The organism is Halomonas sp. NO4 (assembly GCF_010994375.1).
Lineage (GTDB): Bacteria > Pseudomonadota > Gammaproteobacteria > Pseudomonadales > Halomonadaceae > Halomonas.
In genome coordinates, this window is sequence record NZ_WHMA01000011.1 from 1 (window position 1) to 26,040 (window position 26,040).

Sequence of the window (26,040 nt, forward strand, 5' to 3'; positions counted from 1 at the left end):
ACCTGGCATGGCGGCGGTTGTTCGAAACCGCCAACCCATCGGAGGAAGCGTGGCTGCGTGGCTGCGTGTCGCGATAAGCGCAGATCAACAGCAGATGCCAACTTAGCCACAGGGAACCAGGGGGTGTTTCAGCCTCGCTTTCCGCCGTCGCCCCCAGTCGCTAGAATGGCAGGTTATCGTCAGACATCGGGCCTCGTGCCCGTCACCCTACGCTGCAAGGATCCCGCGCCGCATGAGCTATCAGGTTCTGGCCCGCAAGTGGCGACCGCGCACCTTCCATGAGCTGGTCGGTCAGGAACACGTCCAGCGTGCGCTGGTGAACGCCCTGGACCAGGGGCGCCTGCACCATGCCTATCTGTTCACCGGCACCCGTGGCGTGGGCAAGACGACGCTCGCGCGCATTCTTGCCAAGTGCCTGAACTGCACGGCGAAGGGGCGCGGTGACGAGGGCGTGACCTCGACGCCCTGCGGCGAGTGCGCCAGCTGCCGCGCCATCGACGAGGGGCGTTTCGTCGACCTGATCGAGGTCGACGCGGCCTCGCGTACCAAGGTGGAGGACACGCGCGAGCTGCTCGACAACGTGCAGTACGCGCCGACCCAGGGGCGCTACAAGGTGTACCTCATCGACGAGGTGCACATGCTCTCCAGCCACAGCTTTAACGCGCTGCTCAAGACGCTGGAGGAGCCGCCGCCCCACGTGAAGTTCCTGCTCGCCACCACCGACCCGCAGAAGCTGCCGGTCACGGTGCTGTCGCGCTGCCTGCAGTTCACCTTGAAGCACATGCCGCCGGAGCGCATCGTCGGTTACCTGGCCAAGGTGCTCGAGGCGGAAGGGGTCGGCTACGAGGAGGATGCCCTGTGGCTGCTCGGCAAGGCCGCCGAGGGCTCCATGCGCGACGCCATGAGCCTCACCGACCAGGCCATCGCCTTCGGCCAGGGCGAGGTGCGACACGCCGATGTCGCCGCCATGCTCGGCACCCTCGATCATCGCCATGTGCTGGCGCTGATCGAGGCGCTGGCCGAGGTGGACGCGGCCCGGCTGCTCGCCGAGGTGGCCGCCCTGGCCGAGCAGGGACCGGATTTTGCCGCCGTGCTCGACGATGTCACTGGCGTCCTGCACCGCCTGGCCGTGGCGCAGATGGTGCCCGATGCCCTGGACAACGGTCACGGCGACCGCGACACCTTGCTGGCCCTGGCCAGCCGCTTCGCGGCCGAGGACATCCAGCTCTACTACCAGATCGGTATCCAGGGGCGCGGCGACATGGCCCATGCGCCGGACCTGCGCACGGCGCTGGAGATGACCCTGCTGCGCATGCTGGCCTTCCGCCCCCAAGGCGTGCCCAAGCCGCCCCAGACCCCGCTGCCGATGCGCGGTGAAGAGACGAGCGGGGCGGGGCAGGCAACGCCCGCGCCGGGCAGCGACGTCACGCCGCGCGAGGGGCCGACGGCAGCCGAGGCGGCGTCGCCGGTGGCTGCCGCCCCGACGGGCCCCTCCACCAGCGATACCGCGGATGCTGCGCCATCTGACGCGCCCCGGGCACCGGTTTCGCCCGAGGCGGAAGTGCCGCCCTGGGAGCCGCTGCCGGAGGAAGCCGCTGTCGAGTCGATGGCCGCGGCCGAGCCGGCCGACGTCTCACTGCAGGACAGCGTTGCCCCAGAGCCCGCCGTCGAGTCCCCGGCCTCCCTCCCCGCGGAGCCCGCAGTGGCCGCACCCTCGGCGTCGCCGAGCGCTCCCGCGTCCGATGCGTCGACGGCCGGCCCGGGCTTCTCCCACGCCGACTGGCTCGAGCGCTTCGATGCCCTGGGCCTGGGCGGACTCACGCGCAACCTCGCCGCGCATTGCGTGGTCGAAGCCGATGACGGCGAACGGCTCACCCTGCGTCTCGACCCCTCCCAGGCGGCGATGAACGCCGAGGTGCACGTGCGGCGCATCGCGGAGGCCCTCGCCGCCATCGGAATCGCACGGCGTCTGGTCCTGGAGCCGGGGGAGCTGCCGGCCGGCGTCGAGACGCCGCGACAGCGCAGCGACCGCCTCGCGGCGGCCCGCCATGCCGAGGCGGTGGCGGCGCTCAACCGCGACCCCCACGTGCAGCAGCTGCAGCAAACCTTCGGAGCGCGGCTCGTCGAAGCCACGGTCAAACCCGCCGACACTGCCGCCAGTCAGTGACCGCAATGATCCCAACACGAGAGGACTCACCATGATGAAGGGTGGAATGGGCAACCTGATGAAGCAGGCCCAGGAGATGCAGGAAAAGATGCAGCAGGCCCAGGAAGAGGTCGCCAAGGCCGAAGTGACCGGCGAGGCCGGGGCCGGCATGATCAAGGTGACCATGAACGGTCGCCATGACGTCAGCAAGGTCGACATCGACCCCAGCGTCATGGAAGAGGACAAGGAGCTCCTCGAGGATCTGCTGGCGGCTGCCGTCAACGACGCCGTGCGCAAGGTCGAGGCCAATACCAAGGAGAAGATGGAGGAGGCCACGGCGGGGCTTAATCTGCCGCCGGGCTTCAAGATGCCTTTCTGACTCGACTGAAACCGGCTGCGCTCGACCATGCGGCGTTAACAATCCTCTTAGAATGCTCATTTACAACCTGTAAACTCCGCTTCTTCGAGGATTGTTGCCTTGCCTGACCATCGCTCGCTCGAGTTTCAGTACGAGCCAGCCAGAGACTATTTATGAGTTTTTCTCCCCTCGTCGAGAAACTGATGGAGGCGCTGCGGGTGCTGCCGGGCGTTGGGCCCAAGACCGCCCAGCGCATGGCCATGCATCTGATCGAGCGTGACCGCGACGGTGGTCGGCGCCTCGTCGATGTTTTGGGTACGGCGCTGGAGCGGGTGGGCTACTGCGAGCGCTGCCGTACCCTCACCGAAGCGCCGCTGTGCACGCTGTGCGAGAGCACGCGGCGCGACGACAGCGTGCTGTGCGTGGTGGAGTCGCCTGCCGACCAACTGGCCATCGAGGAGGCGGGCGGTTATCGCGGTCGCTATTTCGTGCTGCACGGCCACCTCTCGCCGCTGGACGGCATCGGCCCCGAGGACATCGGCCTCGACCAGCTCGAGACGCGCGTGCGTGACGCCGGCGTGGAGGAGGTGATACTGGCCACCAACCCGACGGTGGAAGGCGAGGCCACGGCCCACTATATCGCTGCCCAGCTAGACCCTCACGGCGTGCGCCTCTCGCGGCTCGCCTATGGCGTGCCCATGGGCGGCGAGCTCGAGTACGTCGACGGCGGTACCCTGAGCCGCGCCTTCAACGGCCGCCTGCCGTTTCGCGGCGACTGATGCCGCTTCCCTCTCATCCTGCCGGATAGAAGCATGACCCTGACTCCCGAGATACGCTGGATCGACACCCCCGAGTCCCTCGACGCCGCTTGCGCCGAGGTGGCCGGGGCCGATGTCATCGCCCTGGACACCGAGTTCTTCCGCGAGAAGACCTTCCACCCGGTGCCGGCGCTGATCCAGTTTACCGCCGGTGGCCCCGCCTACCTGGTGGACCTGCTCGCCCTCGACTGCACGACCGCTTTCCGTCGCCTGCTCGCCGAGGGGCCGCTCAAGCTGCTGCACGCCTCGAGCGAGGACCTCGAGGTCCTGGCGCGCTGGGCCGGGGTGCCGGTGGCGCCGCTGGTGGACACTCAGGTGGCCCAGGGGCTGCTCGGCGAGGACCCCGCCATGGGGTACCAGCGGCTGGTCGAGCACTGGACCGGGGAGACCCTGCCCAAGGACGAGACCCGTTCCGACTGGCTGGCCCGCCCGCTCTCCGACTCGCAGCGCCTGTATGCGGCGCTGGACGTGACCTTCCTGCTGCAGGTGTGGGCGCAACAGCGCGCGGCGCTGGAGCGCCTGGGGCGCCTCGAGTGGCTCTTTGAAGACTGTCGCGAGCTGGTCGCCCAGGCGCTGCGCAGCGACGAGGCCGACGGCCAATGGTATCGTCGCCACCGCCAGCTATGGCGCCTGCCGCCACGCGGCATCGAGGCGTATCGGCTGCTGACCACCTGGCGCGAGGGCGAGGCCCGGCGGCGCAACCTGCCGCGAGGCTGGCTGGTCAACGACCGGGTGCTTTACGGCGTCGCCGAGCGCCTGCCCGAGAACCGCCACCAACTCGCCGAGGTCGACGACATCAAGCCGAGCCTGATCAAGCGCGATGGCGACACCCTGCTGGCCCTGGTCAAGGAGGCTCGCCAACGCGATGCCGAGGCGCTGCCGGTCGCGCTGCCGTCGCCCATGGCGCCGGCCTTCAAGCGGCGCCTCAAGGCCCTCAAGGGGGTGGTGAATGCCGAGGCTGAGGCGCTCGGCCTGGCCCCCGAGGTGCTGCTGCGCCGCCGCGATCTGGAGGCCCTGGTGATGGCCGACCTGGCCGGCGAGGCCTTGCCGCTTCCCACCGGCTGGCGGGGCGAGCGCCTGGCCACCGAGCTGACCCGAGCCCTTGCCGAGGTGACCGACGAATGACCGATGACAAACTGCTGTGCGAGATCTTCAAGAGTCCCCGCCGGGAGGAGATGTACCTCTACGTGGAGAAGCGGCATGGCCTGGTCGATGTGCCGGAGGCCTTGCTGGCGAAGTTCGGCGTACCGGTCTCGGCGATGACGCTGATCCTGACGCCCGAGAAGCGCCTGGCACGTGCCTGTGCCGCCGACATCATGGCGGCGATCCGAGACAAGGGCTACTACTTGCAGATGCCGCCGGCGCGGGAGGCCTACCTGCTGGATCTCTACCGGGCCCCCACCGAGGCGCGCTATTGAGTCGCAGTCGGTGCGGCGAGGAGTGGTCATGAGAGAACGCTTCTGGGAGCGCTTTTCCCTCGACGAACTCACCACCGAGGAGTGGGAAGCGCTGTGCGATGGCTGCGGCCAGTGCTGCCTGCTGAAGTTCCAGGATGACGATACCGGGGAGCTTGCCGTGCTGGGGGTCGCTTGCGAGCTGCTCGATACTCACAGCTGCCGCTGCAGCGACTATGACCACCGTTTCGAGCGCGTGCCGGACTGCACTCGGCTGACGCCCGAGCGCGTCGCCGAGTTTCGCTGGCTTCCCCACTCCTGTGCCTACCGCCGCCTCGCCGAAGGGCGCAAGCTGGCGCGCTGGCACCCGTTGCTCTCCGGCGATCCCGAGCGCGTGCACCGCAAGGGCATCAGTGTGCGCAGCTTCGCCCTTTCTCAGCGCGATGTGCCGGAGGAGGAATACGAAGACCATATCATTGCCATCCTCCCTATTGACGACTGACGTTTTTCATCCTGCGATTCAGCCTCCCTTCCCATGGCCGCCTGCGCCATCCGTTGCAATGCTTGATAGTGAACTGTAACAAAATGTTGATGAGTCGTTGCGACGGTAACGGCTGTCGGGCGTGAAGTGGGCAGAGTGGTCATAGGGGAGACGACATGAAAGGGTTCAAGAAACTGGCGTTGGGGGTGGCCATCGCTGCCATGGCGTCGTCAGCAGCCTGGGGGCAGTCGACCTCACAAGCGTCAGCCTGGAGAACGGATCCGCTTAGTGATGGTGAGCTGGAGCAGATCTACAACGACCTGATGTACGAGGGGGCCGTGCTGAGCAGGGCAGAGATACGGCTGCTGCTCGACTGGCTGGCGACCCGCGACGACCTGGAGCAACTGCTGCTGCTCCAGCCGCCCGGGGCTGGCGGAACCGGGGGGACGGCTGCGGGTACCGGCGGTGGCGGCGAGGGCGGCGGTCTGGTGGCCGTGGCCGATGATGCGCCCGGCGACGGCGGTGACAACGGCGACGGCGGTGATAACGGCGACGGCGGTGACAACGGCGACGGCGGTGATAACGGCGACGGCGGTGATAACGGCGACGGCGGTGATAACGGCGACGGTGGCGATAACGGCGACGGCGGCGATAATGGCAACGGCGGCGATAATGGCAACGGCGGCGGCACTGGCGGCGGTAGCAGTGGCGGCGGCTCTGGCGGCGGTGGCAGTGGTGGCTCCGGCGGCAGCGGTGGTTCCGGTTCCGGCGGTGGCGGTACTGGTGGCTCCGGCGGTAGCGGTGGCTCTGGCGGCGGTGGCAGCGGCAGCTCTGGCGGCGGCGGTGCCGGTGGCGGCACGGGGGGTGGCGCCGGCGGCGGTACCTGAGCTGACCCCGAACCAGTGAGAGCAAGCGCCCCGGCATCGGCCGGGGCGCTTGCGTCGGGGGCTATCCCTCGCGGCGGGACTAGCCTTCGCGTCGCTCCAGTCCCAGCGCCCAGAGGATGAAGGCGTCCTGGCGGGCGTTGTCGTGCCACGCCTTGAAGCGCCCCGAAGCGCCGCCGTGGCCGGCGGCCATGTCGGTCCTGAGCAGTACCGGGCCCCGGGCGGTACCCATCTCGGTGAGGCGCGCGTAAAGCTTGGCGGGTTCCCAGTAGGGCACGCGGGTATCGTGCCAGCTGCCCTGCAGGAAGAGGCTGGGCCAGGGTTGGGCGGTCAGGTTGTCCAGCGGCGAGTAGGCGCGAATGCGCCGGCGGATATCGGGTTCGTTGGGGTTTCCCCACTCCGTGTACTCGGCGGTGGTGAGGGGCAGGTCGGGATTCTCCATGGTGCGCAGCACGTCGACGAAGGGCACGTCGAGCACGGCGGCACAGAAGGCGGTGGGGGCCAGGTTAAGGCTGGCGCCCACCAGCAGGCCGCCGGCGCTGGCGCCGTAGGCGGCGATGCGCTCGCCGTCGCTGATGCCGGTCTCCACCAGGGCATTGCGGGCGGCGAGAAAGTCTTGAAAGCTGTTTTCCTTGTGTTCCAGCTTGCCGGCCAGGTACCAGGGCTCGCCGCGGTCGCCGCCGCCGCGCACGTGAGCCACGGCGAAGGCCGCACCGCGGGCGAGCAGTTCCAGGCGCGCCACCGAGAACCAGGGGTCGAGCACCTCGCCGTAGGCGCCGTAGCCGTAGAGCAGGGTGGGCAGGGGGTGGCCGACGCGGTCGGCGCGCATCACCACCGAGACGGGAATCCGCTCGCCGTCGTGGGCGGTGGCCCAGAGGCGCTCGCAGGCGAGCTGCTCGGGGTGCAGGTCGCCATGCACCGGCTGGCGCTTGAGCAGGCGGCGCTCGCCGCTGTCCAGATCGTGCTCGATCCAACTGGCCGGCATCACGAAGGATTCCTCGCGCAGCCGCAGCCGCCGGCTGTCGAAATGGGGCATGTCGCCCAGTGCCAGACTGCAGGGCGTCTCGGGCAGGGGCAGGCGGGCGTCGCGGGTGATGGCATGCCCGGCGTCGAGTTCCAGCACGCGCAGGTGCACCTGCGCCTCCTGATGGTCCCGCTCCGTGGCCACCAGCCCCCAGGCGAAGGCATCCACCCCCTCCAGTGTCACCTCGTCACGATGGGTGATCAGTCCTTTCCAGCTCGCTGCCGAGGGCGTGGCATCCAGGGCGGCCTCGTCCACCACGTCGAGGCGAAAGTGCACGGCCTGGCGGTTGTGCAGCACATAGAAGTGGCCCGGGCGATGATCCAGGGAATACTCCACGCCACGCTCGCGGGGCCGGAAGCAGCGGGGCGGAGTGACCGGCGCAAGGGCGGGAATCAGGTGGCACTCGCTGGTGTCCTTGGACGCGCTCTCCAGCACCAGCCAGGCCCGGGAGCGGGTCTTGCCCAGGCCCAGCCAGAATTCCGGGTCCTCCTCGCGCAGCACCAGGGTCGGCTCGCCGGCGCGGCCGTCGGCCAGCGGCAGGCGCCATACGCTCGCCGGTCGCTGGGTGGCGTCATAGCGAGTGAAGAGCAGGGTAGTGTTGTCTTCCGCCCAGGTCAGCTCCGGCCCGATGGCGTCGAGCAGGGCCCGGGGCTCGCCGTCGGGCAGGGCCTGGAGGTAGAGCGTGTAGGTCTCGTCGCCGCGAGTGTCCTCCGTCCACGCCAGCCACTGCTCGTTCGGCGACAGCGCCATGTCGCCGATCTCCAGAAAGTCATGGGCCTCGGCGCGGGCCTGCAGGTCGAGGAAGCGCTCGGTGGCCGCCGAGTGCCCATTGGGATGGCGCCACCACACCGGGTAGTCGGCGTCGGCGGCGGTCTCGCTCCAGTAGGTGAAGTGATCCAGCGGGGTGCGCAACCCATGCACGGCCAGCTCACGGCGGGCCAGGTGGCCGTGGTAGAGGCGCTCGACCAGTCCTTCCAGGGGCGCGAACCACTCTGAGGACTCGCAGTTGGCAGCCTCCAGGAAGGCGGCGACCTCGGGATCGTCGCGGTTCTCCAGCCAGTGCCAGGCGGGATCGGCCGGACGACGGAAACGGGTCACGGGGGCGTTGGCATCCGGATGATGCGGCGGCTGTGCTTTCATGGTGGCAGGTGTACCATACTGGGATTGAGTATTAGCGATTTCCATACTGCACGGCGATACCCGGCAGGGCTAGCCGTGATGCGTTGAGAGGTGTCGATGCTGACGTCGGATTCGATGACCCTACTATGGCTGACCTACGTGGGTTTGTCGCTGGTCGTGCTGCTGACCGGCTACCTGGGCCTGGCCTTTCTGCCGCGCCTGCTGCGTTTGCCGATCACCTGGGCGGTGGCCGGGATCCTGTGGATACCCACGCGCTTCCGCCTGCCGCTGATCGAGGAGGGCGAGTTCTATACCGGTCTGGCGCCGGCGGTGGTGGTGGCCAGCGTGGCCTTCCTGGAGCGCAATACCGAGGTGCTGCTCTCCGCCGGGCTGCTGGTGGCTGCCGGTGCCGGTCTGGGGGTGGCGCTGGGCCTGCTGCAGTGGTGGGCCTTCCGCACCCCCGAGGAGCCTGACGGCCCGGAACGTCGTTCGTCTCGGGACGACAAGGGGCCCGCCTCGGCGGCGCGAGGGCGTCGGGAGCCGGTAATCGGCTAGGGAGCCACCATGGGCAGGGCATGGCGAAGCGGTACGCGGTGGCTGACTGGCCTGCTCGGGGCGCTGCTGCTGTGGGGGGCGCTGCCCGCCGTCGCCCAGGAGCCACCGCCGGACGTGCGCGTCATCGTCGATGTTTCCGGCAGCATGCGCGACAACGACCCCGAGCAGCTTGCCGCCGAGGCCTTGGAACTGCTGGTGACCCTGCTGCCCGGCGGCACTCGGTCGGGTGTCTGGACCTTCGGCGAGAGCGTGGCCAATCCGCTGCCGCCGGGCACGGTGGACGCCGACTGGCGGGCTCAGGCCATGGACCTGGCGCCTCGCCTGGAGGGGCGTGACCCCTTCACCGACATCGAGGCGGCGATCCGGGAGGCGGCGGCGAACGAGTCGCCCGGCGAGCGGCACCTGGTGCTGCTCACCGATGGCATGATCGACCTGCCCCCGTGGCGCGGGGCCAAGCCGCAGATCGATACCGCCTCGCGCCGCCAGCTGCTCGAGACCCTGGCGCCACGCCTGGCCGAGTCGGAGGTGGTGGTGCACGCCATTGCCTTCTCCGACGAGGCGGATTTGGCGCTGGTCGAGCGCCTCGCCCAGCAGACCGGTGGCCTCTCGGCGCCGGTGGAGAGCCCCGATGCCCTGCTGGGCGCCTTTCTCCGCATCGTCGATCGTATCTTCCCCAACGACCGCGCGCCCCTGCGGGATGGCGGCTTCGTCATCGAGCCCGGTCTCGAGGGCTTCAACGCCCTGCTGTTCCGCGAGCCCGGCGCACCACCGACGGCACTGGTCGGGCCGGATGGTCGGCGTTACACCGCCGAGTCCCCGCCCGAGGGGGCGCGCTGGCGCCGCGAGCAGCGTTACGACCTGATCCAGGTGCCCGAGCCGATGGCCGGGCAGTGGCGGCTCGAGGGCGAGGTGGGCGAGCAGAGCCGTGTCACCCTGGTATCGCCCCTCACCCTGCAGACGGCACCGTTGCCGGGGACGCTCTACCTCGGTTTCCCGGTACCGGTGGAAGCCTGGCTGTCACGGGATGGCGAGTCGCTGCCGCCGGCAGAGTGGCCGGCGCACTTGCAGGTGAGCGCCGAGCTGCGCGATGACGCGGGGGAGACCCAGGCCGCGACGGCGCTGGCCCCGCGCCAGGACCGGTTCGTCGGTGAGCTGCCCGCGCCGGTGCTGGCCGGCACGGCTCAACTGGCGGTGCGCGCCGAAGGGCAGGGCCTGCGCCGCCAGCGTGTCCAGGCCGTGAACGTCCTGCCGGCGGTGACGGCAGAGCACGATACCCAGGGCAGGCGGGTGCTCCTGCGTGCCGAGCACCCCGCGCTGTATCGCGACAACACCGAGTTGCATGGGCAGCTGCAGGGCCAGCGGCTCGAGGCGGCCGCCCTGGGCGACCAGCGCTGGGCGATCAACCTGCCGGTGCTCGACGAGAACCTCACCCAGCCGCTGATGCTGCGCGGCCGGGTCACCCTGGAGGGACGCACGCGCGAGCTGCGCCTGCCGCGCCTGCTGCTGTTTCCCGAGGGCGCTACCGGGATCGATATCGCCCAGGCGCAGCCCAGTCTCGCCGTGGAGCGCTTCCACGAGGCCCCCGCGCCCTCGCAGTCCACGCCGACGGAGGTCGCCCCCGAGGGGGTGGCGCGCTTCATTGCCCTGCTCGACCGCCTGCCGCGTCTGGCCCGCGGTCAGTGGGAAACCTGGCAGCCGGTGATGGCTCGCTGGTTCGAGGCCCACGGTCGCGACCCGCGGCTGTGGGCGGGCGTGGCGGTACTGGTCTGCGGGCTCATGCTGTTGCTGGTGTGGCGTCGACGCCGTCGGCGTCTGCGCGTTCGCTACCGGGAGGAGCCCCATGTGTGAACTCTTGGGCATGAGTGCCAACGTGCCCACCGACATCTGCTTCAGTTTTACCGGCTTCCTGCACCGTGGCGGCGGCACCGGCCCGCACCGCGACGGCTGGGGGATCGCCTTCTACGAGGCCGGCGGCTATCGCGACTTCCGCGATCCCCACCCCTCGGTGCGTTCGCCCATCGCGCGGCTGATCTGCGACTACCCGATCAAGTCGCATATCGTCATCAGTCATATTCGCCAGGCCAATGTCGGCGAGGTGCGCCTGGCCAACACCCACCCCTTCACCCGCGAGATGTGGGGCCAGACCTGGTGCTACGCTCACAACGGCCAGCTTGCCGGCTGGGAGCCGCTGCCGCTCGGAGCCTATCGGCCGGTGGGCGACACCGACAGCGAACACGCCTTCTGCTGGCTGCTGGGCGAGCTGCGCCGCCACTTCCCGGAGCCGCCCCGCGGACGCGAGCCCTTCTGGGCGCTGCTGCACCGCTGCTGCGAGCGGCTACGTACGCTGGGTGTCTTCAACCTGCTGCTGGCCGATGGCGACTACCTCTACACCTTCTGTTCCACCAAGCTCGCGCACATCACGCGCCGGGCGCCATTCGGCAAGGCGGAGCTCTCGGATGCCGAGCTGACGGTGAACTTCGCCGAGCACACCACCTCGGACGATATCGTCTCGGTGGTGGCCACCGAGCCGTTGACCAGCAACGAGGCCTGGCAGCATATGCAGCCCGGCGAGCTGCTGGTATGGCGCCTGGGCAACATCGTGGCCCGTTATCGCAGTGCTGAAGAAGAAGATGAAACGTAAGTTTCAATCGATCGTTTTACAGCCTGGTGCCAGCTGATATATCGTGTCGCCCAGCACGACGAGAGCGCTACAAGAAGAACAGTCGATCCTCGACGGCCCTGTCGATATCGACGCTGCCGCGGAGACAAGCCATGAGTGAGCACGCCACTGCCCCGATCCTTTCCGGCCCCGAACTCGAAGGCATGGACGAGTACCGATCGGTGATGGAAATCATCCACGCCGCGGTCGGGCGCTACGCCGACAACCCCGCTTTCAGCTGCATGGGTCGCACCCTCAGCTTTGCCGAGCTCGACCGGCTGTCCAGTGACTTCGCGGCCTGGCTTCAGACCGAGACCGACCTCGAGCCGGGTGATCGCATCGCCATCCAGCTGCCCAACGTCCTGCAGTTCCCGGTGGCGGTGTTCGGCGCCATGCGCGCCGGTCTGGTGGTGGTGAATACCAACCCGCTCTACACCGAGCGCGAGATGGCCCACCAGTTCAAGGATGCCGGCGCCAAGGCGATCGTGATCCTGGCCAACATGGCCGACAAGCTCGAGCGCATTCTCGATCGCACCGACATCCGTCACGTGGTGGTCACCGAACTGGGTGACCTGCACGGCTTCCCCAAGCGGCTGTTGATCAACGCCGTGGTCAAGCACGTCAAGAAGATGGTGCCGGCTTACCGGCTGCCCGGCGCGGTGCCGCTGCGCCGCGCGCTGCAGCAGGGCGCGGGCCAGAGTCATCGCGAGGTGGAGCGTGCGCCGGACGATATCGCCGCTCTGCAGTACACCGGCGGCACCACCGGCCTGGCCAAAGGCACCATGCTCACCCACCGCAACCTGGTGGCCAACATGCTGCAGGCGGGGCAGGCCATCGGCCCGGGGCTGAACCATGGCGAGGAGGTGGTGATCGCGCCGCTGCCCGTCTACCACATCTACACCTTCACGGTGAATTGCCTCTTTTTGATGGAGACCGGCAACCATTCGGTGCTCATCACCAATCCCCGCGACCTGCCGGGCTTCGTCAAGGAGCTTCAGAAGGTTCGCTTCACCGCCTTCATTGGCCTCAATACCCTGTTCAATGCGCTGTGCAACCGTGAAGATTTCCGCGCCCTGGACTTCTCCCGCCTGCATCTCACCATCTCGGGCGGCATGGCCTTGACCCGTGCCGTGGCCGAGCGCTGGAAGGAAGTGACCGGCTGCGACATCGCTGAGGGCTACGGTCTCACCGAAACCTCGCCCATCGTCAGCTTCAATCCCACCGATGCCATCCAGCTCGGCACCATCGGCAAGCCGGTGGCGGGCACCCAGGTCAAGGTGGTGGATGCGGACGGCAACGACCTGCCCTTCGGCGAGCCGGGCGAGCTGTGCGTCAAGGGCCCCCAGGTGATGAAGGGATACTGGAACCGCGAGGAGGAGACCGCCCAGGTGCTCAGCGAGGAGGGTTGGTTCCGCACCGGCGACATCGCCGTGCTGCAGGAGGATGGCTACATCCGCATCGTCGATCGCAAGAAGGACATGATTCTCGTCTCGGGCTTCAACGTCTATCCCAACGAGATCGAGGATGTGGTGGCCACGCACCCGGACGTGGTGGAGTCCGCCGCCGTGGGCGTCCCCGACGAGGCGAGCGGCGAGGCCATCAAGCTCTTCGTGGTGGCCAAGGATGACAGCCTCGACGAGAAGACGCTGCGCGAGTGGTGCAAGAAGGAACTCACCGCCTACAAGGTGCCCAAGCGCATCGAGTTTCGCGACGAGCTGCCCAAAACGAACGTGGGTAAGGTGCTGCGCCGCCAACTGCGTGACGAAGAGCAGGGCAAGACCGGCTCCTGAGAGGGCAGCGGGCTGCCCAAAACGCTCATGCATTCAGTAAGGTGCTGCGCCGCCAGCTGCATGACGAAGAGCAGGCGAAGGCCGGGAGCTGAACGCAATGCGACGATAGGCGGGCATTTGCCGCATGATAGGCAAGGCCAATGGCCGAAATTGGCCGCCGGTACGCCGCCGGCGTTACAATGAGCCACCCGTCCCGGGCATATCGGGGCGGGTGGCTCGTTTCAGCGTCAGAGGATGTCGTGACCACCGCAATCCGTCCCCGCTCCGCCACCGCGTCAACGGAATCCCAGGAACTCGAGCGCCTGCGTCAGGCGCTCGATGACGTCATGCTGCGTGACCGCCCCGCCCTGGAGAAGCGCCTGGCGGGCCTTGCCCGCCGCCTCAAGGAAGGCAAGCCGGTGGATCGCGGCCTGGCGCAGGTGGGCGAGGCGCTGGCGCGCTCCCGGGCGCTGGCCGAGCGCCGCGCTTCCCGGCCGGTGACCCTGGCCTACCCGCCCGAGCTGCCGGTGGCCGAGCGCCGCGAGGATATCCTCGCCGCCCTGGCGGACCACCAGGTGGTGGTGGTGGCCGGCGAGACCGGTTCCGGCAAGACCACCCAGTTGCCCAAGCTGTGCCTCGAGCTGGGCCTGGGGCGGCGCGGCCTGATCGGCCATACCCAGCCGCGTCGCCTGGCGGCGCGTTCGGTGGCCACGCGCCTGGCCGAGGAGCTTCAGACCCCGCTCGGCGAGCAGGTGGGCTACCAGGTGCGCTTCACTGACCAGACCGGCGACGACACCCTGGTCAAGCTGATGACCGACGGCATCCTGCTCGCCGAGACGCGTCACGACCCCGACCTCACCCGCTACGAGGCGATCATCATCGACGAGGCCCACGAGCGCAGCCTCAACATCGACTTCCTGCTCGGCTACCTCAAGCGGCTCACGGCGCGCCGTCCCGACCTCAAGGTGATCATCACCTCGGCGACCATCGACGTGGCGCGCTTTGCCGAGCATTTTGCGCTGCCCGGCAAAAGCCAGCAGGGAGAACAGGCCGAGCCAGTGCCGGCGCCGGTGGTGGAGGTGTCCGGGCGCACCTACCCGGTGGAGGTGCGCTACCGGCCCCTGGTTCGCGAGGCCGACGACGAGGCCGACCGCACCCTGCAGGAGGGTATCCTGCATGCGGTGGAGGAGATCGAGCAGATCGAGCGCGACAAGCGCTGGTTCCACGGGCCGCGCGACATCCTGGTATTCCTGCCCGGCGAGCGCGAGATCCGCGAGACCGCCGACACCCTGCGCCGCGCCGACCTCAAGGGCACCGAGATCCTGCCGCTCTATGCGCGGCTCTCCAACGCTGAGCAGAACCGCGTCTTCGCCCCGCACAAGGGGCGGCGCATCGTGCTGGCCACCAACGTCGCCGAGACCTCGCTCACCGTACCGGGCATCCGCTACGTGATCGACCCGGGCCTGGTGCGCATCAGCCGCTACAGCTACCGCGCCAAGATCCAGCGCTTGCCGGTGGAGCCGGTCAGCCAGGCCAGCGCCGACCAGCGCAAGGGGCGCTGCGGGCGCGTCGCCGAGGGGGTGTGCATCCGCCTCTACGATGAGGAGGACTACCTCGCTCGCCCCGAATTCACCGACCCGGAGATTCGCCGCACCAACCTGGCCTCGGTGATCCTCTCCATGCTGTCCCTCAAGCTCGGCGACATCGAGGATTTCCCCTTCGTCGACCCGCCGGACTCGCGCTTCGTCACCGACGGCTTCAAGCTGCTCTTCGAGCTGGGGGCGGTGGACGAGAGCCAGCGGCTCACCCCCCTGGGGCGCAAGCTGGCACGCCTGCCCATTGACCCGCGCCTGGCGCGCATGGTGCTGGCCGGGGCCGACCAGGGCGGCCTGCGCGAGGTGCTGATCGTGGTGGCCGGACTGGCCGTGCAGGATCCCCGCGACCGCCCGGCGGACAAGCGCGAGGCCGCCGACCAGGCCCACCGGCGCTGGCAGGACCCGGAGTCCGACTTCGTGGCGCTGCTCAACCTCTGGCACGGCTTCGAGGCGGCTCGCGAAACGCTCTCCGGCAACCAGCTGAGGCGCTGGTGCAAGGAGCGCTACGTCAACTACCTGCGCATGCGCGAATGGCACGACACCTTCCGCCAGCTGCGTCAGCAGCTGCGTGAGATGGACATCGAGGTGCCGCCGCCAGCCTCCCTGCCCGATGACGAGGAGGCGCGCGTCCAGGCGCGCCGCCAGAACGCCGTGTCGCTGCACCAGGCGCTGCTTCCCGGGCTGCTCTCGCACCTGGGGCTTGCCACCGAGAATCGCGAGTACCTGGGGGCGCGCAATCGCCGGTTCGTCATCCATCCCGGCTCGGGACTGGCCAAGAAGGCACCCAAGTGGCTGATGGCCTTCGAGCTGGTGGAGACCAGCCGGCTCTTTGCGCGCACCGTGGCCAGGATCGACCCGCAGTGGATCGAGCCCGTGGCGGGGCATCTCGTCAAGCGCAGCTACAGCGAGCCGCACTGGGAGATGAAGCGCGCCCAGGTAGTGGCCAAGGAGCAGGTGACGCTGTTCGGCCTGCCCATCGTCAGCGGGCGCCGGGTGCACTACGGGCCCATCGCCCCCCGGGAAGCACGCGAGCTGTTCATCCGCCGTGCCCTGGTGGAGGGGGAGTTCCGCACCAAGGGGGCGTTCTTCACCCATAACCGCGCGTTGATTGCCGAGGTCGAGGAACTCGAGGACCGGGCGCGCAAGCGCGACATCCTGGTCGACGAAGAGACCCTGTTCGCGTTCTATGACGCACGCATCCCCGAAGACGTGTATAACGGCAAGGGGTTCGAGGCGTGGCGCAGGAAGGCCGAGGCCGCCGACCCCGAGATTCTCAAGTTCGACCGGCGCGCCGTGCAGGCCCGCGAGGCCGAGGAGGTCACCGCCGCCGACTATCCCGACGAGCTGGTGTTGAACGGGGTGCGCTACCCGCTCGACTACCGCTTCGAGCCCGGCGCGCTGGACGACGGGGTCACCCTCACCGTGCCCGCCGCCATGCTGCCGCAGCTGCCGGCGGCGCGCCTGGAGTGGCTGGTGCCGGGGCTTCGGCGCGAGAAGTGCATCGCCCTGATGAAGTCGCTGCCCAAGTCAGTGCGCCGCCAGGTGGTGCCCATTCCCGACTGGGTGGACGCCGCCCTCGAGACGCTCACCCCGGATGACGTACCGCTTACCGAGGCGCTGGGCGATTTCCTGCGGCGCAAGACCGGCGTGCGGGTCCACCCCGATGACTGGCGCCTCGACACCCTTGAGCCCCATCTGGTGATGAACCTGCGCGTGGTCGACCATGAGGGCCATACCCTGGGGCAGGGGCGCGACCTGCGCGAGCTGGAGCGCCGCTTCGAGCAGGCGGCAGGGCAGGGGGCTCGGGCGCTGGCCGAGGAAGCGCGCCTCGAAGCCCCGGTGGCAGCGCTGCCGGTCACGCCGCTGCCCGAGTCAAGGGTCACATCCCAGGCGGGCATCCGCGTGGAGGCCTATCCGGCGCTGGTGCCCGAGGGCGAGCGGTTTCGGGTGGAGCTCTTCGATCACCCCGACAAGGCACGGGAGGCCCATTGCCAGGGGATCGTGCGCTTGGCCATGCACCGCCTGCCCGAGGCGGTGCGGGAGATCGAGCGGCTCAAGGGGCTCGAGACCTGCGCGCTACTCTTCGCCAAGGTGGGCAGCAAGCGCCAGCTCGTCGACGATGTGGTGAGTGCGGTGTTCCAGCAGGTGGTGGCGGAGGACCCGCTGCCGCGCTCGAACGCCGAGCTGGAGGCGCGTCTGGCCGAGACCCGCGAGGCATTGGTGCCCCAGGCCGAGGCGCTGGTGGCGACGCTGGAGTCTGCTCTCAAGGGCCATTTGGCGGTCACCAAGGCGTTGAAGGGGCAGCTGAGCCTGGCCCTGGCGCTGGTTTACAGTGACATTCAGGCGCAGATGGGGCGGCTGGTGCACCCCGGTTTCGTCACCGAGGCCGGTGAATGGCTGGCCGAGTACCCGCGCTACATGGAGGCGGCGCTGATTCGCCTCGAGAAGGCACCGCGGGAGCGCATGCGCGACCAGATGCACATGCAGGAGGTGCAGGCGTTCGAGGAGCGCCTTGCCGCACGTCGCGAGAGCCAGCGACGCGGCGGTCATGAGCACCCGGCCCTGGTCGAGTTTCGCTGGTGGATCGAGGAGCTGCGGGTGTCGCTCTTCGCCCAGCAGCTCGGCACTTGCTTTCCCGTCTCGGCCAAGCGCCTCGAGAAGCGCTGGGCCGAGCTGACAGACCACAAGAAGAACCACTGACACGACAGCAACGAGATCAGGGCATCGGCGATGCCGGTGCGCAGGAGTGGCCCGAGGGCCCTGCAAGGGAGAACCGCATGACAGAGGTCGTGATCACCGGCACGGGGTTGTACACACCGGAACACGCCATCGACAACGCCTCACTGGTGAATGCCTTCAATGCCTGGGTGGACGCCGAGAATGCGCGCCAGGCCGAGGCCATCGCGCGTGGGGAGCGAGCGCCCCTCACGCACTCGAGCGTCGATTTCATCGTCAAGGCGTCGGGGATCCACAGCCGTTACGTGCTCGACGCCGAGGGCATCCTCGACCCGGAGCGCATGCGCCCGCGCCTCCCCCAGCGGCGCGACGATGAGCCCTCCATCCAGTGCGAGATGGGCCTGACCGCCGCAGGCGAGGCGTTGGCATCGGCCGGCGTGGCAGCCGGCGACATCGACCTGGTGATCGTCGGTTGCTCCAACCTCGAGCGCCCCTACCCGGCGGTGGCCGTGGAGCTGCAGGCAGCGCTGGGCGCCGGCGGCTATGCCTTCGACATGAACGTGGCATGCAGCTCGGCCACCTTTGCCATCGAGTCCGCCGTCAACGCCATTCGCGCCGGGAATGTCCGCCGCGCCCTGGTGGTGAGTCCCGAAATCTGCTCGGCCCACCTCAACTTCCAGGATCGCGACAGCCACTTCATCTTTGGCGATGCCTGCACCGCTGTGGTCCTCGAGCGCGACGACCTGGCCATGGCCGAGACGCGCTTCACGGTGCTCGGCACTCGGCTCCGGACGCGCTTCTCCAACGCCATCCGTAACAACGCCGGTTTTCTCAACCGGGTCACCGACAGCGATCCGCAGGCCGCCGACAAGCTGTTCGTGCAGGAGGGGCGGCGGGTGTTCAAGGAGGTCTGCCCGCTGGTGGCCGAACTGATCGGAAGCCACCTCGCGAGCTTGGGGATCGAGAGCAGCGAGCTCTCGCGGCTCTGGCTGCACCAGGCCAATCGCCACATGAACGATCTCATCGCCCGCCGCGTACTCGGCCGCGATCCGACGCCCAGCGAGGCGCCGGTAATCCTCGACCGCTACGCCAACACCAGCTCGGCGGGTTCGATCATCGCCTTTCACCTCCACCGGGCCGATCTGGCACCGGGGGCGTTGGGGGTGGTCTGTTCCTTCGGCGCCGGCTACAGTGCCGGCAGTGTCGTGGTACGCCGACAATGAGGCAGGGGCGCAAGCAGGATGTGCAGAGAGGCAGTGCAATGGACAGACAACGCAAGGGACCCCTGAGTCGCGGCCTGGCAGCCCTCGCGCTGGTGGCGCTGCTGGCCGGCTGTGCCAGCACCCCCGCCCCCGAGGAGCGTCACCCGGACGACCCCTGGGAGGGCTTCAACCGTCGCGTGTTCGCCTTCAACGACGCCGTGGACCGTGCCGTGCTCAAGCCGGTGGCGCGCGGCTACCGCACCGTGACCCCGCAGCCGGTGCAGACCGGCGTGGGCAACTTCTTCGCCAACCTCGGTGAGCCGCGCACGCTGCTCAACAGCCTGCTGCAGGGCAAGCCGGGCAACGCCGGCATCGCCGGGGCGCGCTTCGTGATCAACACCACGGTGGGCATCGGCGGCCTGTGGGACTTCGCCACCCACATGGAGATCACCGGTCGCGAGGAGGATTTCGGCCAGACCCTGGGCGTGTGGGGCGTCGGCGAGGGGGCCTACCTGGTGCTGCCCTTCCTGGGGCCGAGCACGGTGCGCGATACCACTGGCCTGCCGGCCGACTCCTACACCTACCCGCTCACCTACCTGGACGACGACGAGGTGCGTTACGCCTTGCTGGCGCTGCGGGTGGTGGATACCCGTGCCGGGCTGCTCGACCAGGAAGAGATGATTCGCGGCGATCGCTACAGTTTCATCCGCGACGCCTATCTGCAGCAGCGTCGCTTCGAAGTCAGCGATGGCGAGTTGGGCGAGGATCCCTTTGCCACCGACGAGTTCGATTTCGACGATGCCGACTTCGCCGACTGAGGCCAGCACCATGGATGCAGCCAAGCCGTTGATTGGTGTGCTCGATGAGCCCGGCGACTATCGTGACGCCCTGGCGGACACCATCGCCCGGGACGGCCTGGCGGTGATGGCCGTCGAGACCCTCGACGACCTGCCGGCGGACACCGCCCTGGTGGTGGTGCATGCCCGTGCGGTACCCAGCCGCGAGTGGGCGACCTTCAGTGAGCGCCTGCCCACCCTGGTGGTCAGCGACTCGCGGCTCGACGCCGACCTGCTCACGGCGGTGGATCTGGGCCTCGTCGACTACGTGGTGGAGCCGCTGCGCCACGGCCAGCTGCTGCGGCGCATGATCCGCAAGGCGATCGAGCTGCACTGCCTGGAAGCGGAGCGCGTCCGGGATCGCGAACGCCTGGCGCAGCTCAACGCCCACCTGGAGGAGCTCAACGAGAGCCTGGAGACTCATCTGGCGATGCTGCGGCTGGACCAGCAGGCCGGGGGGCAGATCCAGCGCAAGCTGCTGCCCCCCCATGATCAGACCCTGGGCGGGGTGACCTGCGACTACTGGATGGCGCCGTCGCTCTATCTCTCGGGCGACTTTCTCGACTTCCAGCGCTTCGACGAGCGTTTCTCGCTGTTCTACTTCGCCGACGTTTCGGGGCACGGTGCCTCCTCGGCGTTCGTTACCGTGCTGCTCAAGTCGCTGTGCAACCGCTGGCTGGCCGAGTGGGACGGACAAGCCCCGCAGGAGCTGCCGCCGCGTTGGCTGGCCGACCTCAACCGCGAGCTGCTCGACACCGGCATCGGCAAGCATGCCACCTTGTTCGTCGGGGTCATTGACCATCGCGACCATACTCTTCACTATTCGCTCGGCGCCCAACTGCCCAAGCCGCTGCTGGTGGTCGATGGCCAGGTCTCCGAGCTCCCCGGGGAGGGCATGCCGGTGGGGCTGTTCCCCAAGGTGAGCTACCCGCGACTATCCTGTGAGTTGCCGGCGAACTTCCAGCTATGGCTGTGTTCGGATGGCGTGCTGGAGTGCTTGCCGGGTGAGACCCTCGACGCGCGGCTCAGAGAACTGGAGCAGCGCATCCTGGCCTGCACCACGCTGGCGCAGCTGCGTGACAGCCTGGCCCTGAATACTTCCCCGGAAAGCGCTGTCGAAGGGGAGTACGAAGGGACAGAGTTGCCGGATGATGTAACGATCATGTTGTTGAGCGGATTTGCCGATGATCACCAATGAGGGCCGCGTCAAAGCGGCGTTCGACTCAGGGGTCTTCGTACTCAAGCTTTGCGGCGACGTACGATTGACCCTGTGTGCCACCTTGGACAGCCAGGCCGAGAAGCTGGCCGAGACGCCGGGGCTCAAGTCGCTGATCATCGATCTGCGCGAGGCCACCAATGTGGACTCCACCGCCCTGGGTTTCCTGGCCAAGGTCGCCATGGCCGTTCAGGACAAGATCGACCACAAGCCCGCCATCGTGGCGGACAACCCCGACGTGCAGCGCATGCTCGAGGTGATGGGGTTCGCCCAGTTCTTCACCATGGTGGAGGCGCCGATCACCGAAGTGTGCGAGCTGTGCGACCTGCCCGAGGTGCCCGCCGACCTCGAGGCAACGCGTCAGCGTATCCTCGAGGCGCATCGCATCCTCATGCACATGAACGAGCACAACCGCGAAGAGTTCCAGCCGCTGGTCGAGATGCTCGAGGCCCAGGCGTCCACCTCACATCACGACTGACTCGGCGGCTCCGAGTCGTGCCATCTACCCATGCCGAGGGCGCCTTGAGGCGCCCTCGGCGATTCGGGATGGCTGCCGGTCAGCTCTGACGCAGTTCGCCGAGCATGGACTCCAGCTTGCGCTGGTCGGCAGTGAACTTGCGAATGCCCTCGGCCAGTTTCTCGGTGGCCATGGCGTCATCGTTGAGATCCCAGCGGAATTCCGCCTCGTCCAGGGGCTCGGGCGGCGAGGTTTCGGCGTCCGTGGGGCTCAGTCGCCGCTCGAGTTCGCCTTGGGTCTCCGCCAACTCGCCGAGCAGTTTCGGGGAGATGGTCAGGCGATCGCAGCCGGCCAAGGCAAGAATCTCGCCGGCGTTGCGGAAGCTCGCGCCCATCACCACGGTGCGGTAGCCATGTCCCTTGAAGTGGTCGTAGATGCGCTTCACCGACTGCACGCCGGGGTCGTTGTCGCCACTCAGGTCGGCGTCCGGGTCCCGGGCCTGGTACCAGTCGAGAATGCGGCCGACGAACGGCGAGACCAGGGTAACGCCGGCATCGGCGCAGGCGCGGGCCTGGGTGAAGCTGAACAGCAGCGTCAGGTTGGTGCGGATGCCTTCGCGCTCCAGCTGCTGGGCGGCGCGGATGCCCTCCCAGGTAGAGGCGATCTTGATCAGGATGCGCTCCGGCTCGACGCCGTGGCGGGCGTAGCGCTCGATCAGCGAGCGGGCGCGGGCCAGGGTCGCGTCGGTGTCGAAGGAGAGGCGGGCGCTGACCTCGGTGGAGACGTAGCCGGGCACCAGCTCGCTAACCTCGCTGCCGATCTCCACGGCCACCGCGTCCAGGGCATCGTCGATATCGGTGCAGCGCTTGGCAATCGCCGCCAGGCGTTCGCGCCACTCCGCCTTCTGGGTCGCCTGCAGGATCAGCGAGGGATTGGTGGTGGCGTCGTGGGGTTGAAAGCGGCGGATGGCCTCCAGGTCGCCGGTGTCGGCGACCACGGTGGTCATTGCCTTGAGCTGTGACAGCAGGTCTTGGGCCATGGAGGACTCCGTGGAAGGGACTATGCTGACACTCTACCAATAAGCGCCCCGGCAGGGCGACAGCCTCTGGCACGACAGGCTGGTCGAAACCGGCTATCATTAGCGGCCTATCGAAATTCGCGAAAAGGGAGGGCCCTTGAGCCTCGATCCGCGACGCGTCGCCCTGCTGGTGGCCGCCAACACCGCGCTCGCCCCGTTCGCCATCGATGCCTACCTGCCGGCCATGCCCGCCCTGGCGGCGTCGGTGGGGGCGAGCATCCACCACACCGAGCTGTCGATCAGTGCCTTCCTCATCGGCTTTGCTCTGGGGCAGCTGCTCTTCGGGCCGCTCTCCGACCGCCTGGGCCGCAAGCCGGTGCTGCTCGCCGGGCTGGTGGCCTTCCTGCTGGCGAGCCTGGCTATCACCACCGTCGACTCGCTGCCCGAACTACTCACCTGGCGCTTTCTGCAGGCACTGGGAGGCGGCGCCTGCGTGGTCAATTCGGCGGCCATCGTGCGCGACTGTTTCAGCGGCCGCGAGGCGGCGCGGGTGATGTCCACCATGGCGATGATCCTGATGCTGGCGCCGCTGGTGGCGCCGGCGGTGGGCAGCGGGTTGCTCTATCTCGCCGACTGGTGGCTGATTTTCGTCTTCCTGGCCGCATACGCCGCCTTCCTGCTGTGGCTGCTGGGCACGCGGCTGCCGGAAACGCGACCCCCCGGCCAGCCGGCGGCCTCCTTTCGCCAGGTATTGGCCAACTACTTAAGCGTGCTCTCCCACCGCGAGGGGATGGGCTACGTCTGTGCCGTGGCGGCCTCCTTTGCCGGGCTGTTCGCCTTCGTCACCGCCTCGCCGTTTCTCTACATCGAGCACTTCGGGCTCTCCCCGGCGATGTACCCGGTGGTGTTCGGCGTCAACGTTTTGGTCATCGCCGGCTCCAACCGGGTCAATATCCACCTGCTGCGCCGGCGTACCCCACAGCAGAATCTGCGCCTGGGGCTCGCCATCCAACTGGTGGCGGCTCTGGGGCTGACTGGGGTGGCGGCCCTGGGGCTGGCGTCGCTGGCCACGGTGGTGCCGCTGGTGATGCTCTTCACCGGCATGATCGGCCTGATCACGCCCAATGCCATCTCGTCGCTGCTCGAGCACTTCAGCCACATCAGCGCCACTGCCACGGCGCTGCTGGGCGGCATCCAGTTCTCCAGCGGTGCGTTCGCCGGCTTCATGGTGGGCGCCTTCGAGATCGAGAGCGTCTGGCCCATGGTGACAACGATGCTGGTCGTCTCGCTGTTGGGCAATCTGGCGCTGCGCCGGCTGACCGCGTAGCGCGGAATTTTTTCTACCCTGTCACGAAGCTGTCATCTGCCTGCGGCAACGTATGCCGTGCGCAGGATGAATTCTCTCATCGACAGGAGTGACTCGCATGAACCGCATCCTCAAGTCTCGTGCCTTCAAGACGACCGTGATCGCCGCTGCGGTCATGGGTGCTGCTACCGTGGCCCATGCCCGCGACCAGATCCGCATCGTCGGCTCCAGCACCGTCTACCCGTTCGCCAGCTACGTGACCGAGGAGTTCGGTGCGGTGACCCAGTACCCCACGCCGGTCATCGAGTCCACCGGTTCCGGTGGCGGCATCCGCCTGTTCTGCAACGGTGTGGGTGAAGGCACGCCGGACATCTCCAACGCTTCACGCCGCATCAAGGTGTCCGAGCTGGAGCGCTGCATCGACAACGGCGTCACTGACGTCACCGAGGTCAAGATCGGTTCCGACGGCATCGTCTTCGCCCAGTCCAGCACCAACGAGGCCATGGAGCTGACCCTCGAGCAGCTGTTCCTGGCCGTCGCCGCCCAGGTGCCGGTGGACGGAGAGCTGGCCGATAACCCCTACAGCAACTGGAGCGACATCGATTCCGCCCTGCCGGATCGCGAGATTTCCATCTACGGGCCGCCCAGCACTTCCGGTACCCGGGATGCCTTCGAGGAGCTGGTCATGGAAGCCGCCTCCGAGGAAATGGAAGCCTACGGTGGTGAGGGCTATACCGAGATCCGCGCCGACGGGGCCTACATCGATGCCGGGGAGAACGACAACCTGATCGTCCAGCGCCTCACCGAGGACACCGACGCCTTCGGCATCTTCGGCTACTCTTTCCTGGTCGAGAACCCCAATGCCCTGATTGCTTCCAGCATCGATGGCGTCGAGCCGGAATCCGAGGCGATCAGCTCCGGCGATTATCCCGTGGCTCGCTCGCTGTTCTTCTACGTCAAGAACCAGCACGCAGAAGAGGTGCCCCCGCTCTATGACTACGTTGACATGTTCGTCTCCGAGACCATGATCGGTGAGGGCGGCTACCTGACCGACCTTGGTCTGATCCCGCTGCCGGAAGCCGAGCGCGAGCAGACCCGTGAGAAGGTCGCCAACCGTGCTCAACTCGAGGTCGAAGACCTCAAGTAACGCGCCATGAGGCATGGATGCCTGATCCGGCCGGCAGCCACGGGCTGCCGGCCGTCGCACGTTCCGGCAGTCACGCCTGCCGTCGACAGATCACCGAGAGAGAGCGATGCAGACCAACCAACTCCTTGCCCTGTTCAGCGGCGTCCTGCTGGTGCTGGGGCTGGTGGCCTTCTTCCTGGGGCGGGCCAAGGCGGCCAAGGTGCGCGCCAGCGGCACGGCCATGTACGCCCAGCCCGATCAATACGCCTGGTTCACGGTGCTGGCCACGGCCGGGCCGGCGCTGCTGGTGGGGGCCGCGGGCGCCTTCTTCATGCTGTTGCTGGGAGCCGAGATTCCCACCCTCTACCTGCTCGCGGCCAGCCTGGTGGTGGCCGCCGCCGGCCTGATGGTGGGCATCCAGCAGGTACGTCCCGACTTCCATGCGCGCAAGGCCATTGAACGGGTGATTCGCGCCATCCTGGTCACGGCGGCGCTGATCTCGATCTTCACCACCTTCGGGATCCTTTTTTCCATCGTTTTCGAGGCGCTGCGCTTCTTCCAGATGCACAGCTTCTGGGACTTCGTGACCGGCACGGTCTGGAACCCGGGCGCCAGCTTCCTGGCCGCGGCGGGGCGCGCCGAGGAGGGCGCCAGCGCCGCCCAGTTCGGCTCGGTACCGCTGTTCGCGGGTACCTTCATGATCACCGCCATTGCCATGCTGGTGGCGATCCCCGTCGGCCTGCTGGCGGCCATCTACATGGCCGAGTTCGCGCCCAAGCGCGTGCGCACCCTGGCCAAGCCGACCCTCGAAGTGCTGGCCGGCATTCCCACCGTGGTCTACGGCTTCTTCGCCGCCATCACCGTGGCACCGATCATCGTCGATGTGGCTGGCTTTTTCGGCCTGGATGCCTCCTTCAACAACGCCGTGGCGCCGGGCGTGGTGATGGGAATCATGATCATCCCCTTCATCTCGTCGCTCTCCGACGATGTGATCAACTCGGTGCCTGACAGCATGCGTCAGGGGTCGCTGGCACTGGGTATGACACACGGCGAGACGATTCGCGACGTGGTCATTCCGGCGGCCTTGCCGGGCATCATCTCCGCCTCGCTGCTGGCGGTTTCCCGCGCCCTGGGCGAGACCATGATCGTGGTCATGGCGGCGGGCATGCGCCCCAACCTCACCGCCAACCCGCTCGAGGACATGACCACGGTGACGGTACGGATCGTGGCGGCGCTGACGGGAGACCTGGAGTTCGAGAGTGCCGAGACGCTCTCCGCCTTTGCTCTGGGCCTGGTGCTCTTCGCGGTGACGCTGAGCCTAAACTTGGTCTCGGTGCTGATGATCCGCCGCTTCCGCGAGAAGTATCGCGTCAACAACCTGTAACGCCGAGGAATCGCCGC

Annotated in this window: 21 protein-coding genes; 19 read left to right on the forward strand and 2 right to left on the reverse strand. The window is 68.0% G+C overall.

Annotated elements, in window-relative coordinates:
• Positions 1–232 precede the first annotated feature (232 nt).
• The 7 genes from dnaX to FEF15_RS10000 all read left to right on the forward strand — a co-directional run bounded on the left by dnaX (position 233) and on the right by FEF15_RS10000 (position 6,084).
• Positions 233–2,167 (forward strand): DNA polymerase III subunit gamma/tau, encoded by a 1,935-nt coding sequence (gene dnaX, locus FEF15_RS09970; protein WP_163559019.1) that lies wholly within the window; start codon positions 233–235, stop codon positions 2,165–2,167.
• Positions 2,168–2,198: 31 nt separating this feature from the next.
• Entirely contained in the window at positions 2,199–2,525 is a 327-nt protein-coding gene (locus tag FEF15_RS09975; protein WP_163559020.1) for a YbaB/EbfC family nucleoid-associated protein, read from the forward strand.
• A 152-nt stretch (positions 2,526–2,677) separates the two neighbouring features.
• Entirely contained in the window at positions 2,678–3,283 is a 606-nt protein-coding gene (recR, locus tag FEF15_RS09980; protein ID WP_163559021.1) for a recombination mediator RecR, read from the forward strand.
• 33 nt (positions 3,284–3,316) lie between these two features.
• A complete protein-coding gene (gene rnd / locus FEF15_RS09985) occupies positions 3,317–4,447 on the forward strand; it encodes a ribonuclease D (RefSeq protein WP_163559022.1) in 1,131 nt (376 codons plus the stop codon).
• Positions 4,444–4,740, forward strand: coding sequence for a YcgL domain-containing protein (locus FEF15_RS09990; protein ID WP_163559023.1), 297 nt, complete (start codon positions 4,444–4,446; stop codon positions 4,738–4,740). Before rnd ends, FEF15_RS09990 begins: the two co-directional genes overlap by 4 nt.
• 28 nt (positions 4,741–4,768) lie before the next feature.
• A complete protein-coding gene (locus tag FEF15_RS09995) occupies positions 4,769–5,218 on the forward strand; it encodes a YcgN family cysteine cluster protein (RefSeq protein WP_163559024.1) in 450 nt (149 codons plus the stop codon).
• 155 nt (positions 5,219–5,373) lie between these two features.
• Positions 5,374–6,084, forward strand: a complete 711-nt coding sequence (locus FEF15_RS10000) for a hypothetical protein (protein WP_163559025.1) — start codon at positions 5,374–5,376, stop codon at positions 6,082–6,084.
• A gap of 79 nt (positions 6,085–6,163) precedes the next feature.
• Here the strand turns inward: FEF15_RS10000 and FEF15_RS10005 are convergent, their stop codons facing one another.
• A complete protein-coding gene (locus tag FEF15_RS10005; RefSeq protein WP_163559026.1) occupies positions 6,164–8,245 on the reverse strand; it encodes a prolyl oligopeptidase family serine peptidase in 2,082 nt (693 codons plus the stop codon).
• Positions 8,246–8,341: 96 nt separating this feature from the next.
• Between FEF15_RS10005 and FEF15_RS10010 the strand changes: the two genes are divergently transcribed.
• From FEF15_RS10010 to FEF15_RS10050, 9 genes are all read left to right on the forward strand, one after another.
• Positions 8,342–8,779, forward strand: coding sequence for a hypothetical protein (locus tag FEF15_RS10010; RefSeq protein WP_163559027.1), 438 nt, complete (start codon positions 8,342–8,344; stop codon positions 8,777–8,779).
• Between the two features lie 9 nt (positions 8,780–8,788).
• Positions 8,789–10,627, forward strand: coding sequence for a vWA domain-containing protein (locus tag FEF15_RS10015; RefSeq protein WP_163559028.1), 1,839 nt, complete (start codon positions 8,789–8,791; stop codon positions 10,625–10,627).
• On the forward strand, positions 10,620–11,420 hold the full coding sequence (locus FEF15_RS10020) for a class II glutamine amidotransferase (protein ID WP_163559029.1): 801 nt from the start codon (positions 10,620–10,622) through the stop codon (positions 11,418–11,420). Before FEF15_RS10015 ends, FEF15_RS10020 begins: the two co-directional genes overlap by 8 nt.
• A 131-nt stretch (positions 11,421–11,551) precedes the next feature.
• On the forward strand, positions 11,552–13,228 hold the full coding sequence (locus FEF15_RS10025; protein ID WP_163559030.1) for an AMP-binding protein: 1,677 nt from the start codon (positions 11,552–11,554) through the stop codon (positions 13,226–13,228).
• 239 nt (positions 13,229–13,467) lie between these two features.
• Entirely contained in the window at positions 13,468–17,502 is a 4,035-nt protein-coding gene (gene hrpA / locus FEF15_RS10030) for an ATP-dependent RNA helicase HrpA (protein ID WP_276208206.1), read from the forward strand.
• A 77-nt stretch (positions 17,503–17,579) separates the two neighbouring features.
• Complete coding sequence (locus FEF15_RS10035; RefSeq protein WP_163559032.1) at positions 17,580–18,701, forward strand: beta-ketoacyl-ACP synthase III; 1,122 nt, start codon at positions 17,580–17,582, stop codon at positions 18,699–18,701.
• 38 nt (positions 18,702–18,739) lie between these two features.
• Positions 18,740–19,498, forward strand: a complete 759-nt coding sequence (locus FEF15_RS10040; RefSeq protein WP_163559033.1) for a VacJ family lipoprotein — start codon at positions 18,740–18,742, stop codon at positions 19,496–19,498.
• Between the two features lie 10 nt (positions 19,499–19,508).
• Positions 19,509–20,714: a SpoIIE family protein phosphatase gene (locus FEF15_RS10045; protein WP_163559034.1), complete on the forward strand. Its 1,206-nt coding sequence runs from the start codon at positions 19,509–19,511 to the stop codon at positions 20,712–20,714.
• Positions 20,701–21,210 (forward strand): STAS domain-containing protein, encoded by a 510-nt coding sequence (locus FEF15_RS10050; RefSeq protein ID WP_163559035.1) that lies wholly within the window; start codon positions 20,701–20,703, stop codon positions 21,208–21,210. The genes FEF15_RS10045 and FEF15_RS10050 overlap by 14 nt, the downstream gene beginning before the upstream one ends.
• Before the next feature lie 79 nt (positions 21,211–21,289).
• On the opposite strand, the gene tal is transcribed toward FEF15_RS10050, so the two are convergent.
• On the reverse strand, positions 21,290–22,228 hold the full coding sequence (gene tal, locus FEF15_RS10055; protein WP_163559036.1) for a transaldolase: 939 nt from the start codon (positions 22,226–22,228) through the stop codon (positions 21,290–21,292).
• Positions 22,229–22,364: 136 nt separating this feature from the next.
• Here tal and FEF15_RS10060 point away from each other — a divergent pair, with 136 nt between their 5' ends.
• From FEF15_RS10060 to pstC, 3 genes are all read left to right on the forward strand, one after another.
• Positions 22,365–23,534 (forward strand): multidrug effflux MFS transporter, encoded by a 1,170-nt coding sequence (locus FEF15_RS10060; RefSeq protein ID WP_163559037.1) that lies wholly within the window; start codon positions 22,365–22,367, stop codon positions 23,532–23,534.
• 97 nt (positions 23,535–23,631) lie between these two features.
• Positions 23,632–24,660, forward strand: a complete 1,029-nt coding sequence (locus FEF15_RS10065) for a substrate-binding domain-containing protein (RefSeq protein WP_163559038.1) — start codon at positions 23,632–23,634, stop codon at positions 24,658–24,660.
• 106 nt (positions 24,661–24,766) lie between these two features.
• On the forward strand, positions 24,767–26,023 hold the full coding sequence (pstC, locus tag FEF15_RS10070) for a phosphate ABC transporter permease subunit PstC (protein WP_163559039.1): 1,257 nt from the start codon (positions 24,767–24,769) through the stop codon (positions 26,021–26,023).
• The last annotated feature ends 17 nt before the right edge of the window (positions 26,024–26,040 follow it).

Coding starts and splice junctions, on each gene's coding strand:
- pstC (WP_163559039.1), top strand. CDS start 24,767: ATGCAGACCAACCAACTCCTTGCCCTGTTCAGCGGCGTCCTGCTGGTG.
- FEF15_RS10005 (WP_163559026.1), bottom strand. CDS start 8,245: ATGAAAGCACAGCCGCCGCATCATCCGGATGCCAACGCCCCCGTGACC.
- FEF15_RS10035 (WP_163559032.1), top strand. CDS start 17,580: ATGACAGAGGTCGTGATCACCGGCACGGGGTTGTACACACCGGAACAC.
- FEF15_RS10050 (WP_163559035.1), top strand. CDS start 20,701: ATGATCACCAATGAGGGCCGCGTCAAAGCGGCGTTCGACTCAGGGGTC.
- FEF15_RS10045 (WP_163559034.1), top strand. CDS start 19,509: ATGGATGCAGCCAAGCCGTTGATTGGTGTGCTCGATGAGCCCGGCGAC.
- FEF15_RS10015 (WP_163559028.1), top strand. CDS start 8,789: ATGGGCAGGGCATGGCGAAGCGGTACGCGGTGGCTGACTGGCCTGCTC.
- FEF15_RS10020 (WP_163559029.1), top strand. CDS start 10,620: ATGTGTGAACTCTTGGGCATGAGTGCCAACGTGCCCACCGACATCTGC.
- FEF15_RS10000 (WP_163559025.1), top strand. CDS start 5,374: ATGAAAGGGTTCAAGAAACTGGCGTTGGGGGTGGCCATCGCTGCCATG.
- FEF15_RS10065 (WP_163559038.1), top strand. CDS start 23,632: ATGAACCGCATCCTCAAGTCTCGTGCCTTCAAGACGACCGTGATCGCC.
- tal (WP_163559036.1), bottom strand. CDS start 22,228: ATGGCCCAAGACCTGCTGTCACAGCTCAAGGCAATGACCACCGTGGTC.
- FEF15_RS09995 (WP_163559024.1), top strand. CDS start 4,769: ATGAGAGAACGCTTCTGGGAGCGCTTTTCCCTCGACGAACTCACCACC.
- rnd (WP_163559022.1), top strand. CDS start 3,317: ATGACCCTGACTCCCGAGATACGCTGGATCGACACCCCCGAGTCCCTC.
- recR (WP_163559021.1), top strand. CDS start 2,678: ATGAGTTTTTCTCCCCTCGTCGAGAAACTGATGGAGGCGCTGCGGGTG.
- FEF15_RS09990 (WP_163559023.1), top strand. CDS start 4,444: ATGACCGATGACAAACTGCTGTGCGAGATCTTCAAGAGTCCCCGCCGG.
- FEF15_RS10025 (WP_163559030.1), top strand. CDS start 11,552: ATGAGTGAGCACGCCACTGCCCCGATCCTTTCCGGCCCCGAACTCGAA.
- dnaX (WP_163559019.1), top strand. CDS start 233: ATGAGCTATCAGGTTCTGGCCCGCAAGTGGCGACCGCGCACCTTCCAT.
- FEF15_RS10040 (WP_163559033.1), top strand. CDS start 18,740: ATGGACAGACAACGCAAGGGACCCCTGAGTCGCGGCCTGGCAGCCCTC.
- FEF15_RS09975 (WP_163559020.1), top strand. CDS start 2,199: ATGATGAAGGGTGGAATGGGCAACCTGATGAAGCAGGCCCAGGAGATG.
- FEF15_RS10010 (WP_163559027.1), top strand. CDS start 8,342: ATGCTGACGTCGGATTCGATGACCCTACTATGGCTGACCTACGTGGGT.